Here is a 13,992-nt window from a genome sequence, read left to right on the forward strand (position 1 = left end):
TAAGCAGGTATTACACGGCTTGTTGTAGAGGCATACTGATAGGGATCTACACCTAAAAATCCGGCAGTGTTTGTGTAATTACCCGACAAGCGAGCAGAAACAGACAATTTAGGGGTAATATAACTGGTAAAATTAATGCTCCCCATATAGCCGTCCATATTGTTGCCTTTTGCTTGACCTTTCTGATTCGAATAGCCAAATGAGCCATAATAAGTACTTGAATTTCCTCCTCCGCTAATACTTAGGTTATGATTTTGACTTACAGGCTGCACAAAAAGTAAATCAAACCAATCGGTATTGTTTGTTTCGAGTTGTTTTGCACCTGCATTGAAACTATCATATGGCAATTTCCCATTAAGGTATTGATTTAAGAGGCCTTGATAACCAATATTGTCTAATGCGTAAAAAGAAAGAAGTCCTTTTTCATAAATTTCCCGGGAAACGTCTAGTCTATCCTTGGAATTCATGAGGTCCATTTTATTGTAGTTAGGCTTCTGTTGCGTAGAGAAACTGGTATTATATGAAATAGAAGGTGCACGGCCGGTTTTTCCTCTTTTGGTGTTGATAACGATAACGCCATTTGCTGCTTTTACGCCATAAATGGCCGTTGAAGCCGCATCTTTTAAAATGGTTACGTCTTCAATATCATAGGGGTTTAACCAGGATATCGCACTGCCTATATAATTCTTTAAAGCTTGTGCGTTGGATGGATCTGTACCAAAGGCATTTAATTGTGTAGCTTTAAATGGCAGTGGGTCTTCTTGTATAATTCCATCTACTACCCAAACCGGCTGCTGATTACCTAATAATGTGGATGTTCCTCGTACCCGAACGGTTTGTCTTGTACCCAGCTGACCAGAATTATTGACTACTTCCATTCCGGCCAGTTTGCCCTGAAGCATCTGCTCTATGGTTGTTGTACCGTTGATAACGAGGTCTTCTGATTTTACCTGGGCAGTGGATCCGGTCATTAATTTCTTTTGAATCTGCTGATAACCTGTGGAAACAACAGATACTTCGTCCAGCCTTCCATCTGCTGTTTTCAGTTCGATGACCATATCCTTAGTAGCCGGGACCTCTTTGGTTTCATATCCCAAATAAGAAATGATCAGAATAGATTTCTCATCTACCTTGTTCATGATAAAATCTCCATTGGTATTTGTTATTGCATAACGTTTGCTTCCCTTAAGTTTAATAGTGGCCATAGGCAATGGTTTACCATTTTCATCTGTTACTTTTCCAGATACATCAATATTTGCCACGAAGGTATTCTTAAAAAGATTGGAGGCTTTTTCCATATAGGTTTTTTCCTTGATAATGATCACCTTATCTTCAATTGTATAATTGAAGGGCTCACCTTTAAAACACTTCTCCAGCACCTGGTCTAAAGGCGTATCCTTAAAGTTCACGTCAAATTGCCTGATCTTTTTTACCGCATTAGAAGGCCATACAATGCCATAACCGGTTTGTTGCTTTATCACCTTAAATATTTGGGTCAGGGAGGCTTTTTTTTGCTGAAAAGTTACCTTCTGAGCAAATCCTGCCGCACTAACCTGAACTATGGCTACCATAAGCAATACTGTTGTAATCTTAGCGCTCATAATAATTCGTTTTTTTACTGATGCATTGGGCACCAGTAAATTTGCGAGCCTACCCCACTGTACATACAGCATACGGCAGATAGGCGCGCATAAAATCTTGGTATAAATTTTATACATTTGGTTATCTGTTTAAATTCCTTGAATGTTGAAAATATCTTTTTGGAGTTAGCCAGAACTTAAGGACTTCGATCACGACTCGGAGTCCTTGCTTTTTTTTCTGACCTCTTAGCCGGCGGGGCTTATTGATCTGGTAGAAATTGGTTCATGTAAGTTGGTTTTATGGTTTAATGATCAGTTGATTACGGTTTATTAATTTATTTGACAATCACTTTGTCTTTTTCTATAGTAAATTCTGCAAGTCCAGTCAGTTCGAGCATTTTTAAAACTTTTGAAATGCTGCTGAACCGGGAAATATAGCCTCCAATCCGGACGTCCTTTTTGGAGGGATCCTGGAAAACGACGTCTACATTATACCAGCGGCTAATTTTCTTCATAATGCTTTCCAGTCGTTCTTCATCGAAGTAGAACTCTCCCTTTTTCCAGGCCAGTGCCTCATCTATATCGGCTGTTTCAATCTGAAGGGAATCTCCGTAAAAACGGATCACGGACTGCTGACCTGGTTTTAAAACTCCGGAAGCCCTGGATTTTAAATTAAGAACTTTGACACTCCCTTCCAGCAAAGTGGTTTTCACTGCCGGTTCATCTTTATAGCTGTTAATGTTGAAGTGTGTACCGAGAACCTCTACACTTTGCTGATTTGTTTTTACAATAAAAGGATGTTTTTTGTCTTTATAAACCTCAAAGTAGGCTTCGCCGTTCAATTCTACAATACGCCGGGCGCGGCCTTTGAGAACCGTTGGGTAAGATAGACTTGAAGCAGCGTTGAGCCATACATTTGTGCCGTCTGGCAAACGCACCTGGTATTGTTGACCACGTGCGGTAGAAAGCGTATTCATTTTATTTAGTGCGGTATCTGCTGAAACTGATTTCAGGTCATAAATGACCTGGCCACTAGCCGTCTTTGTTATGGTAATTCCTGTTTCTTCTGCAAGTTTTCCATTTGCGGTATTGGCAAGAACAATCTTTTGCCCGTTAGACAATTGGAGCGTTGCCGCGTTCTGCCCAGGGCCAACATCAAATGTTGTTTGTTTCTTTGTATAAGAGGTTTTATAAAAATAAAAGCCAAGTCCAACACAGAGCAATATGGAAGCTGCTGCAATAGAACGTGGCCAAAGGTTAATCTTTTTTGGCTGAGACCGGTTCAGGGAGAGTCTGTTCCAAACTTTTCTTTCTGCATGCGCTATGGAAGATATATCTGGTACAGATCCTTGCTCCTGCTGGTTCAGATACCAGGTCTCCAGCATAGCTTGCTCCTGCTGATCAGCTTTGCCGTTTAAGTATCTTTCTACTAGAAGTTCTTCTTTTGATTTATCCATAATATGGTGAATATCTCCTCTTTATATACTAAGACTATTAAACAGGGAGGATAGGGTATCGGAAATAAAAAAAAATTAATATTTGCTTTGACTAAGTAAAAAAAACAGATACAAAACCAATCCAAGCCGGGACCGAAGTATTCTCAAAGATTTTTTAATTTGTGTGCGGATCGTATGTTCGGAAGTCCCCAGTTCATTAGCAATATCTTTATGGCTCATTCCCTCTTTCCTGCTCATCTCAAATACTTTTTTCATTTGAGGAGGCAGTGCGTCTATTTCTTTTTCTATCAATTTGGACAACTCCCGTTCTCTGACGTATAGATCTGTCAGAAACTCTCCCTTTTCTATAAAGTCTTTTAAAGAATCCAGGTAACGGCTTTTTCGTTCTGAACGCAGGCTTAATGTAAATATCTGGTTGCGGACCGCTGCATACAGATAAGAGGAAAGTTTAGTAGTAATCTCCATCTGCTCTCTTTTTGACCAGACAAACTCAAACAGGTCATGAACGACATCGCTTGCTTCTTCTTCGTCCTTTAATCTTTTACAGGCGTGGATATACAAGAGTTTAAAGTAGCGCTGATAAATTTCAGTAAAAGCATTTTTATCTCCTTCTCTTAAAAGAGTACTTAAATCCTGATCAGATAAAGAATGGTAAACAATCATTTCTTTTTTGAGGGCAGTTTTCTATATGCAAAATACGGTGAATTGATACTGCAACAAAGGGATGGATAAATATAAACCTACCAAATATTCTGGCCAATAATAAATAATAATTTTGGTAATAGCTATATATCTATATAAATATTACCAAACGCGAAAAAGCAAACTATTGGCTCGATGTCAAATCAGAAAAGGAGGCAAAAATAACTGAACCCTTTCTGAACAGGATTTCTGTTCGGAAAGGGCTCAGTTATGTAGATTGAACTACTTAATTAAATCACTTGGCACTTAGTGCTTCGTTAATACGTACCGGGGTTTTATCTTCACTTGGCCTTGGTGCATCATTGTCAAAGATCTTTCCATCTTTACCTATAATGATATAACGGGGAATCCCCTGAATATTAAAGGCCTTTCCAACCGGGCTCTTCATCCCTCCTTTGGAAAGCAAATGAATCCCTTGAATCTTGTCGTCAGCGATTGCTTTTTTCCATAGGTCGGCTCTGTCGTCTACACTGATGTACAGGAAAACCACATCCTTGTTCTCTTTAAATTTCTCGTGGAGTTTAGGACTGCCATTTTTCATTTCATACCGGCATGGTGTGCACCAGCTGGCCCAGAAATCCATGTATACTACTTTTCCTGCAAAATCTTTTAAGGTGACGTCTTTTCCCTGCTCATCTTTTAACACAAAAAATGGGGGCGTTTTTCCAGCTGCAAGGGTAAGTATCTTCTTATAAGTTGCCTGTAGACTTTTGGCATCTTCGGAATCTGCATATTTCGCGATATACTCGTCCATCAGCGGTTTTACCGTCTCCACATTTTTAACTGTTTGGAAAAGAGTATTGATTTGAGTGTTTAAGGCCATGCTACGTATTTTTCCGGTGTAATATTTTTCAACCAGACGGTACCGCTGAACAGATTTCTTCTCCATGCTTATAGCGGTAGTGCTATCCAGTATTCCTTGTTTAAATAATTCACGCCAGCCTAGAAAAGCAGGAAAATTCCCCCGTATAAACCCCTTGTAGGTATCGTTGCTTAGCCATTCTTCCTTCATTTCAACTTGTTTGTCCAGGTCCCAGTAACCTTCAGGAATAATTTCAGACATCTTTTTCCCGAAACCTAAACTGTAATAATATGGCATCATGATTTGATTGCCCAATTTCTGATACTTCAATGTAACCGATTGAGAACTGTAAAAAACTGGTGTTACCTTTTGTTTGTTTGCCTCAAGGATATCTATAGACTGCTGGTCCATAGCATGGCCCATGGCATAATATTGTTGTGGGGACATTCCTTTGGCGTCGGCTTTATTGTTAGCATCTATATAAGCGCTCATGTATTTGAAAAGTACGCGGTTATTCTCAGCGCCAGTACCCGTAAAAACAGTTTGTTCGCCAAAATCCGTTTGAATATTCAACCTATTCCCTTCTTCCAGAAACAGGAACATTTGTGCTTTTTTAGGTGCATCAATCCCCATTCTAATGGATTTCGGAAAATTCCCGGTAAAGGTGTGTACGTATTTACCTTCTTTATCCGGTTTGGCCATGATCACCTCTTCATCAGCCGCGACTATCCACATGGAGTCTATCTTGGAGGAAGCCATGTCAACCACAATCGTTGCTTCTTTTTTTTGTCCGAATGTTATCCCTGCATATAAGCAGAGTATGATCATTACGATTGTTTTTTTTATCATGATATTTAGTTTTTTATGGGTGTTTTCAAAAATTATTTTGCGCTTAATGCTTCATTGATCTTAGATTGGGTAATATCCTGGCTTGGCCTCGGCGCATTGTTGTCGAATATCTTCCCATCCTTGCCAATAATGATATACTGAGGTACGCCGTCAATATTGAAAGCCCGGCCAACAGGACTTTTAAACCCTCCTGCTGACAAGACATGTACCCCTTCTACATGATCCTCCGCAATTGCTTTTTTCCAAAGATCCGCCCGGTCATCTATACTCACATAGAGGAAAACCACATCAGTGTTTTCTTTGAATTTCGCATGTAATTTTGGACTGCCGTTCTTCATCTCATACCTGCACGGGCTACACCAGCTGGCCCAGAAATCCATATATATCACCTTACCCGCAAAATCCTTAAGTGTAACATCTTTACCTTGCTGGTCTTTTAGTATAAAATATGGAGGTGTTTTTCCAACACTTGTTTTACCAAGGTTGCTATAGGCTGTTTCCACTTCCTTTGCATTTTTTGGTGTGGCATATTTAGCCAGGTACTCTTCCATTAATGGTTTAAAAACCTCCACATCTTTGGCTGTATTAAACCCGGCCTTCAAAATGGCAGCAAGAGCCTCGCTTCGCACTCTTCCTTTATAGGCTTTTTCTACCAGACGATAATCTAACTTTGCACCTTCTTCCCTGGAAATGGGGGTATCTATTGTACCTTTGTTAAACAGCTCTTTATATCTGAGAAACACAGGATAAGAATAGGCCATAAACTGCAGGTAAGCTTTATTATCCAGGAGTTGATCGTCCATCGGAATATCTTTGTCCAGACCCCAGTAGTCATCTGGTATAGAAGCAGATAACTTACGACCCAGGTAACCTTTGCAAAATAATGGCACCGTCAATTCAGCGCCCAGTTTCTTATAAATAAGGGCCATTGATTGCTCCTTGTAAAATGTTGGGCTGACCTTTGCCTTACTAGATTTTAGGTTCGTAATAGCCTGTTGTCCCAGCTTAGTGAACATTTGCAGCAATTCATTTGCGGTAACATTTTTCCAATCGAGTTTTTCAAAAGCAATTTCATTGGCTTTTGCTTCCTGATACATTACTTCTGCTTTGCCAGCACCCTTGCCAGAAAATTTTGCTGTTTTTCCAAAATCGGTTTCTATTTTCACACCGTCTCCCGGTTCTGCATAAAAAGAGATTTGCCATTTTTTTGGATTGTCTATCCCCATACGCAGATCAGCGGGAAATTTTCCGTTAAACCGAAGTACAAACTGGCCCTTAGCATTGGGTTTTGCAAAGTAAGTATCCTTTTTTGCAGGGTCAAGGACCCACATGGAATCGGCTTTTACAGTGCTTTGCTGTATCGTGATGGTTACACCAGCATCCTTTTTTTGTCCAAACGACATAGCTGTGCTAAGACACAGCATAAATATGCCTGTTATTTTTCTTATCATAATGTATTTTTTATCGGTTAATTATATCCGGGATTTTGGTCTAATGCCGGATTGATTCTGATCTGATTAGCAGGAATAGGGAACAATACATCCGTAGATTGCCAAAAAGACCCTTTTACGAGTGACAATACTTCATCAGCCCGTGTTTTCGAGGGATCCGTAAAACCAGAGGTGCGTTTCAGGTCAAACCAACGGTGCGGATATTCACCAAATAATTCCACCTTACGTTCCTGTTCAATAGCCGCCAGCATAACTGTTTTATTTAAACCCGACTTAGGGTCTAACCCTGCACGGTTCCTGAGGGCATTTAAATCAGCCTCTGCCCCGCTCGTGCCCGTCAATTTATTTTGCTGCGTTCTGGCTTCCGCACGGATCAGGTATAACTCAGCCAGCCTGAATAGGACTGTATATTCGTCTCCGCTCCCAGTCAGTACTTTGTATTTGTTTACGTAGTAAATTCCAGCATTATTTTTTCCAGTCCAATTGGTTTTGCGGAGGTCGTCTGTACCACTTCCGTTTTTTTCAAAAGCAAGATCAAATCCCGTTCGAAGGTAATACCTTGGTGTTGTAGTCGGTACACCAGGAACAAAATAGGTGGTCAGCGGACTTCTGCCTGTTTGAGCATAACACTGTAAAATGGTCTCCTTACTGGTTTTCTTAAAAGTGCCGGCGGGGTTTTCCAAGCTATATATATTTGATCCAATTACTTCAGTAGCTTCGGTTTCAGCTTTAGCCCAATCTTTATGATACAAATATGCTCTGGCCAGTAAAGCGGATACGGCATATTTATTTACTCTTGCCCGCTCCGCAGAAGGATATTCAGGTTTTAATAATCCTTTTGCAGTTTGAAGGTCTGTAAAAATCTGGCTCCAAACGGCTTCAGTTTCCGCCCGGGGCAATGCCGAATTTTCTGTTTCAACGGCAGATAAAGGCAAAGGTATCCGGCCATACAAATTCATTAAATTAAAGAATAGCACCGCACGCATAAACCGGGCTTCGCCGGATAGTTGATCTTTTATGGTGGCGCTCATCCCTGTAGAAAGCTTGATTCCCTCTACCGCCAGGTTACATTCCCTGATAGCAATATAAGCCGGTCCCCAAATAGACGAGGCGTTAGTTGTGCTGGTAATTGCGATGTTATTATTTAAAAATTCCGCATAAGAAGTTGAACTGGAAAAAAGTTCATCCGCACTTAAACCTCCCATGTAATTCAATGTGGGCAATACATCATTGTCGTATTTCGGATAGATATCCAGCACTGCAGCAGTAGCTGAGCCATCATTACTAAATGTGGTGGCCCAATCTTGGAGTCCATCCGGAGCAGGGATATCTACAAACTTCTTACAAGAAGAAAAGAAGCAAGCAGCCATCAGGAGTGCAGTAAGCAACTGATAAACACCAATATTTTTATATGTTGATTTCATATCTAATAGTTTAAAACGTACAATTAACACCAAAGATCCAGGTACGCAGGCCCGGATAAGCACCATATCCATATTCTGGATCTAGTACATATTTATTTTTAGTAATACTGAACAAGTTCAGGCCCTGCAAACTCAGTTTCACATGTTGAAGTTTTGCTTTTTGAATCCAGCTTTTCGGCAGATTATAGCTTAAACTGGCTGTTTTCAATTTAATATAACTGTTGTCGCCCCAGCCAAAATCAGAAGAAGGTAGGAGTGCATAGCTGCTGCTCTGGCTCCCAAAACCTGTTACTGCCAGTGGCCACTCTGTTCCAGTATCTCCATTTTTTTGCCACCTGTTCAATACAGATGCATTCTGGTTCATTAAACCGCCTGGCACAATTTCGTTTGGAAGTTGGTTTATAGGTCCGTTCTTTTGTTCAAATTTAAAGAACACATCCAGTGTTAGACCTTTATAGCTAAAACTATTATTTAAACCACCATAAAAAGGATGGCCAATGCTTGCGATATACTGATCATCCGTTCCAAGTCCAGGTTTCCCATCTAAATCTGCATAGGTAGGTACTCCGGTTGAAGGATCAATTCCACTATATTTAAATCTTGACCGCATGAGATAGGCATCCACAGTTTCACCAACTCTGTAGTAATTACCATATGTTGCTTTATCTTTATCGTTAAAACTCAACAGGACATTCCGCTCAAAAGAGATATTAAAACTAGTGCTCCAGCTAAAATCTTTGCGGTTTATGTTTTTAGTAGTCAATTCCAGTTCCAGCCCTTTATTCTGAACTACGGCATCAAGATTTGTGATGAGGACCGAACCCCCGGTTTGTGAAGGCAGTGCAGTATAATTCAACATATTGCTGGACCGGTTCCGATAAACATTTCCGGTAAAAAGAATACGGTCTTTTAAAAAACCAAGGTTTAAACTCAGCTCTAATTTTTTTGTGCTTTCCCATTTCAAATCTGGATTGGCTGGTAAGCCCGCTCTTAGTGTACGGATATCCTGATAAGGGTAAAAACCAGCACTGTAAGACCGTAGGTAACTATAATTTGAAATCCGATCATTGCCGGTTGTTCCGTAGCTCATTTTTAATTTACCAAAACTTAAAAACTGAACATTCTCTTTCAGCCAGCCTTCTTCAGAAAAAATCCAGGCGGCACCTACCGAACCAAAACCGGCCAGTCTGTTATTGGTTCCAAACCGGGAAGAAGCGTCATTTCTATAAGTTATATTCAACAAATATTTACTACGGATATCATAACTTAAACGGCCATACAATGATGCATAGTGATATTGTTGATAATCATATTCAGGAGTTACCAAACCTGCTCCCTGGATATTGTTAAGCTGGGTATCGTAGGTATAGTTTTCTCCTTTCAACTTGGTATATTTTGAAATGGCTTCACTAAAAGTGGTTCCAGCCAACGCCGTAAGTTTACCTGGTCCAACGTTCAGGATATATTCTGCCTGGGGTTCAATAGTATAATTGCTATTCGGGGAATTTGCAAACCATGCCCAGCTTGCTGCTGGTGCCGCCGGATTATTGCTTGCTGCTGGAATCTGGAAGTTGTTTTCCAGCCCGTTTAACGTATAACCTGCTGTTGTTCTCAAAGTAAGACCTGCAAAAGGTCTATAACTAAGGTTGGTGTTTGCAGAGAAAAAGGTCCCTGTAGCCCTGTATTTGGTTAAAAAAGAAGCCATGGGATTGTCAAAGCTATTGTCCCAGTTCAAACTTCCATCTGCCCTATACAAATTAAAGTTAGGCGGCAGATAGATGAAGTTCATAAAAGAAGACTCTGTAATTAAGCTGCTCTTTTCTATGGCATAATTGGTTGAGATCTGTGCAGTGAATTTATGGTTAGGAGAAGCAAAACCAAGGGTCATCAAGCCACCTATCCGGTTCACGTGCTGGTCTTTTGCAATGACCGTACCTTCTTTACGGTAATTTAATCCGATATAATAGTTCATCAGTTCATTGCCCCCCGAAGCACTCAGATTGGCTGTTCGCTGAGCAGCCGTTCCGCCAAGCAGCAAACGTTGAAAATCGGTATAGGTATTCTGGTCCCAGCTGGTCAGATCAGGTGCATTATCTGCATCTGGCGTAATCCCTTCATTTTTAAAGGCTTCTTTCCTTAAGGCCAGATATTGCTGTGTATTCAGCATCGGAATGTAATGGCCAACCTTACCCGCACCGCTGGTTAAATCAACATTGATCTTAACCCTTCCTGCCTTTCCTTTTTTTGTAGTGATGACCACAACTCCATTGGCACCACGGGCACCATAAATGGAGGTAGCGTCAGCATCTTTAAGTACATCAATCTGTTCAATATCTTCTACATTCAGGGAATTGAACATATTGGTAAAACCATTCATCCCTCTTACATTAGAAATCACGTTTTGAGTATCGTATCTTGTACCAGATGCCTGAGGAATCCCATCGATCACATATAATGGATCCGATGAACTGGAACCTAGTAATCCAAAAGAATTGTCCCCCCTAACTTTAACGGAAATCCCTGCACCGGGCATACCGCCTCCACCGCTTGTGATCTGTACTCCGGTCATACGCCCATTCAAAGCATTGAGGACATTGTTAACCGGTTGTTCCGCTAAGGTTTCTGCATTTACGGTACTCACTGTAGCGGTATTTAAACGCTTTGAAACAGAGCCATAGGCGATGACCTGGACCTGATCTAAAGAGCCCACTTCCTGTACCATCTTGATCAGCAATTCTTTAGCTGCTTTTGTAGTATAGGTTTGATACCCAGTGAAAGAAACAGAGATCATAGCTTTCTCATCTACATGATGCAGCAGAAATTCTCCGTTGGCATTCGTTAAAGCAGCCACTTTACGCCCTTTTGCAGACATCGAAAAATCTCCGCTCTTTTTATCTTCGGCATAATCCATAAGCACAACACTTACCGTAGCGCCTGGAAGAGGCTTCCCATTTTCATCAATGACACGTCCTCTTACCTCAATTTCGGTAAGCAAACTAATAACCTTATCCAGGATGGATTTCTTTTTGGGCTCGATCACTACGATTTTACCATTGACATTATAGGTAAGTGGCAGGGAATTTAAAAGACTTTTCATGGTCTCCTCGAGTGTTGCATTACGGACTTCAATATTTACCTCTCCGGCATTTTTGACCAGGTTCCGGTCAAATAAGAAATCGTAACCGGTCTGTGACCTGATTTTACGCAACACATTTTCAATAGAAGATTTCTGCTCATTCAGTGTGATCCGCTGGCCAAAGGTTGCGGCACTGACTTGCATAAACGTGGCGATAAGTATGACGGTGGTTAGTCGCATAATGACCAATAATTTATGGGTATAAATTTTATACATTTGCTTAAGTTTTTGGTTCAGCAAAGTGCCTTTAGGTTCGAAGCTTCGGCATCTTGCATATACGGTTGATAATTTTTATTGATCTTAAACCAAACTGAGGTCAGGGGTGTTTCGCGACACTTCTGACTTGTTTGTTTTTTAAGGCATTTTCTGCGTTATTTTGTGACCAGTACCCTCCTTCCTTCTACCTTAAAGTGTACACTTCCGGCCAGTTCTATCCTGCTAAGTACTTCAGATAATTTACTGCTTCTGGATACCCAGCCGCCGAGTTCTATATGTTCATTTAAACCAGGTTCGTATTCAATATCTACATCATACCATCTGGCAATCTTTCTCATATTGGTTTTAAAATCTTCTCCCTTAAATATAAAATCGCCATTTTTCCAAGCCACAGACGATTCTATGTCTGCAGGAAAAACCTTGATCTTTTTCCCGCTTAAAACAGATTGCTGACCGGGCTTCAGCATGGCATCATTTACTTTTACGCTCCCTTCAAGAAGTGTGGTTTTTGTTGCACTTTCGTCGGCATAGCTGTTGATATTAAAGTGGGTTCCCAATACCGCTACCTCCTGCCCTTCACTTTTTACAATAAATGGATGCTGTTTGTCTTTGGCAACCTCGAAGTAGGCCTCGCCGCTCAAAGTCACCATCCGTTCTTTATTATTTTTAAAAGAAACCGGATAACTGAACTTTGAAGCGGCGTTGAGCCATACTTTGGAACCGTCAGGTAAAAGAACCTGATATTGCCCCCCCCTTGGGGTCTCAATCGTATTGATCGATTCCTCATTATGATGAGCGTTATTAAAAACCTTATAGATAATCTGGCCATTGGCTGTCTTGGATATTTCAACCCCTGCTTCCCTGGCAATTTCACCATTGGCTGCATCGGTTAGCGAAATGCGCTTTCCATTAGCCAGGGTTAAATACGCCTTATTGTTTCCAGGTTTAATTTGACGATCTGCAAATTCGAGGTTTTGGTTTGCGCCTGGGTTACCAAACGGGCCTGTATGTTTGGTATAGAAAAATAAACTCCCTGCAACAACCAGAAAAACAGCTGCAGCTATAGACAGGCGTTTGAAACCAAATTTTATTTTATAGGTACCACTTTTCTGTCTGGTTTCGTAATCATCTATCTTATCTTCTATTTTTTTGAACAGCAAAGTATCTGTTGACTCATAAATCCCTGCGTCTAAAAGTAATGCATAATAAGAAACCATCAATTCATTATATTCCTCATCTGTAGCCGTTTTCAGCCAGGCATTGAATTGTTGCCTTTCTGCATCGGATGTATTCCCAGCTGCAAAGTGCTTCAAAATTTCGTAGAGTTGTTTCTTTTCCATCTGCTTGATACACATAAGACGGCGCCGCTTCGAAAAAGTACACCTCTAATTTTGAAATAAAATCAAATTAATTTTAAAACAGGCTGACTGACCTAAATTTAAGAAAGTATCGTCATAAAAACCAGTAACATTGGCCAGCCTGTTTGATGGTTAAGATGTTCCTTTATCGTATGTATGGCTTCATACAATTGCTTTTTAACAGCTGATTGCGAAATTCCAAGTTGTGCAGCAATTTCATTGATGTTTAAATCCTGCTCTGTACGCATTTCAAATATTTTTTTCCGCTGTGGGCTGAGGGCTTGTATAGCATCCTTTGCCGACTTTAAGTATTCTTTATAAAACAATTCTTCATCAGCAGGAGCTGAGACTGTATTTGAAATGTATAATAAACCATCTGTTCTTACTTTTCGCGCCTGATCACTTACTCTTTGATCTGTAAGTCTGTTTCTGGCCATTCTGAACAGGTAAGCTTCAAAAGACTTAATACCAATCAAAATTTCCTTCTTCATCCAGATCTTCAAGAATACATCCTGAATTACTTCATCGGCATCTTCTTTATTTTGATTGGTAAAGGGATATAGAAACCGCTGAAGTTTGGGTACGTAAAAGGTGTATAATCGAGCAAAGGCCTTCCTGTTGCCCAAAGCAATTTCTTCAAGCAACTCACGTTCTTCTCCGGAAAACACCTTTTCAGTCATACATTAAAAGCTTCAGACAAGTTAGTTTTAAGTTTACAAATTCAGATGCCGCAATACTATGCATAATTTTTCATCAGAATATAATTTTATTTTAATGGTGATGAAGTTATAGATGGGAATTAGCGCTCTATTACCATCCCATTCTTTTGCGTAATGAAATGATCTGCTCTGCATGATGTGCTCCATGCCAGTTATACTGATTGACCATTTGCCAGATCGGCATGTATTCCTTATTTCCGGGATGGTAATAGGTTCTTTCCCAATCTTCGTCTTTAACATTCTCCAACAAAACTGTCCATCTTCTGTGCAAAGCATGCAGCAGCGTCACAGATACGTT

At 40.4% G+C, this 13,992-nt stretch carries 10 protein-coding genes; all 10 read right to left on the reverse strand.

Going from position 1 to position 13,992, the window contains the following annotated elements; translation table 11 throughout:
* Positions 1-1,601: SusC/RagA family TonB-linked outer membrane protein (locus tag VNZ46_RS08875; RefSeq protein WP_325559757.1), on the reverse strand; the 1,601-nt coding region annotated here is incomplete at its 3' end.
* A gap of 314 nt (positions 1,602-1,915) precedes the next feature.
* A complete protein-coding gene (locus tag VNZ46_RS08880; protein ID WP_325559758.1) occupies positions 1,916-3,037 on the reverse strand; it encodes a FecR family protein in 1,122 nt (373 codons plus the stop codon).
* A gap of 75 nt (positions 3,038-3,112) precedes the next feature.
* Positions 3,113-3,700 (reverse strand): RNA polymerase sigma-70 factor, encoded by a 588-nt coding sequence (locus VNZ46_RS08885; RefSeq protein ID WP_325559759.1) that lies wholly within the window; start codon positions 3,698-3,700, stop codon positions 3,113-3,115.
* Between the two features lie 274 nt (positions 3,701-3,974).
* Positions 3,975-5,390 (reverse strand): TlpA disulfide reductase family protein, encoded by a 1,416-nt coding sequence (locus tag VNZ46_RS08890; protein WP_325559761.1) that lies wholly within the window; start codon positions 5,388-5,390, stop codon positions 3,975-3,977.
* 32 nt (positions 5,391-5,422) lie between these two features.
* A complete protein-coding gene (locus VNZ46_RS08895) occupies positions 5,423-6,841 on the reverse strand; it encodes a TlpA disulfide reductase family protein (protein ID WP_325559762.1) in 1,419 nt (472 codons plus the stop codon).
* Positions 6,842-6,858: 17 nt separating this feature from the next.
* Positions 6,859-8,265, reverse strand: a complete 1,407-nt coding sequence (locus tag VNZ46_RS08900; RefSeq protein WP_325559764.1) for a RagB/SusD family nutrient uptake outer membrane protein — start codon at positions 8,263-8,265, stop codon at positions 6,859-6,861.
* A gap of 10 nt (positions 8,266-8,275) precedes the next feature.
* Positions 8,276-11,617 carry a SusC/RagA family TonB-linked outer membrane protein gene (locus VNZ46_RS08905; protein ID WP_325559765.1) on the reverse strand — a complete coding sequence of 1,114 codons (3,342 nt, stop codon included), beginning with the start codon at positions 11,615-11,617 and terminating at the stop codon, positions 8,276-8,278.
* 155 nt (positions 11,618-11,772) lie between these two features.
* Complete coding sequence (locus VNZ46_RS08910) at positions 11,773-12,957, reverse strand: FecR family protein (RefSeq protein WP_325559767.1); 1,185 nt, start codon at positions 12,955-12,957, stop codon at positions 11,773-11,775.
* 98 nt (positions 12,958-13,055) lie between these two features.
* Positions 13,056-13,655, reverse strand: a complete 600-nt coding sequence (locus tag VNZ46_RS08915; RefSeq protein ID WP_325559768.1) for an RNA polymerase sigma factor — start codon at positions 13,653-13,655, stop codon at positions 13,056-13,058.
* A gap of 130 nt (positions 13,656-13,785) precedes the next feature.
* A partial coding sequence (locus VNZ46_RS08920; RefSeq protein WP_325559770.1) for a DinB family protein occupies positions 13,786-13,992 on the reverse strand: 207 nt, incomplete at its 5' end.

It is taken from the genome of Pedobacter sp. (genome assembly GCF_035566355.1).
Lineage (GTDB): Bacteria > Bacteroidota > Bacteroidia > Sphingobacteriales > Sphingobacteriaceae > Pedobacter.

What these genes read in the sequence shown, in the direction of transcription:
- VNZ46_RS08915 (WP_325559768.1), bottom strand. Translation starts at nt 13,655, where the DNA reads ATGACTGAAAAGGTGTTTTCCGGAGAAGAACGTGAGTTGCTTGAAGAA.
- VNZ46_RS08880 (WP_325559758.1), bottom strand. Translation starts at nt 3,037, where the DNA reads ATGGATAAATCAAAAGAAGAACTTCTAGTAGAAAGATACTTAAACGGC.
- VNZ46_RS08910 (WP_325559767.1), bottom strand. Translation starts at nt 12,957, where the DNA reads ATGGAAAAGAAACAACTCTACGAAATTTTGAAGCACTTTGCAGCTGGG.
- VNZ46_RS08900 (WP_325559764.1), bottom strand. Translation starts at nt 8,265, where the DNA reads ATGAAATCAACATATAAAAATATTGGTGTTTATCAGTTGCTTACTGCA.
- VNZ46_RS08895 (WP_325559762.1), bottom strand. Translation starts at nt 6,841, where the DNA reads ATGATAAGAAAAATAACAGGCATATTTATGCTGTGTCTTAGCACAGCT.
- VNZ46_RS08885 (WP_325559759.1), bottom strand. Translation starts at nt 3,700, where the DNA reads ATGATTGTTTACCATTCTTTATCTGATCAGGATTTAAGTACTCTTTTA.
- VNZ46_RS08890 (WP_325559761.1), bottom strand. Translation starts at nt 5,390, where the DNA reads ATGATAAAAAAAACAATCGTAATGATCATACTCTGCTTATATGCAGGG.
- VNZ46_RS08905 (WP_325559765.1), bottom strand. Translation starts at nt 11,617, where the DNA reads ATGTATAAAATTTATACCCATAAATTATTGGTCATTATGCGACTAACC.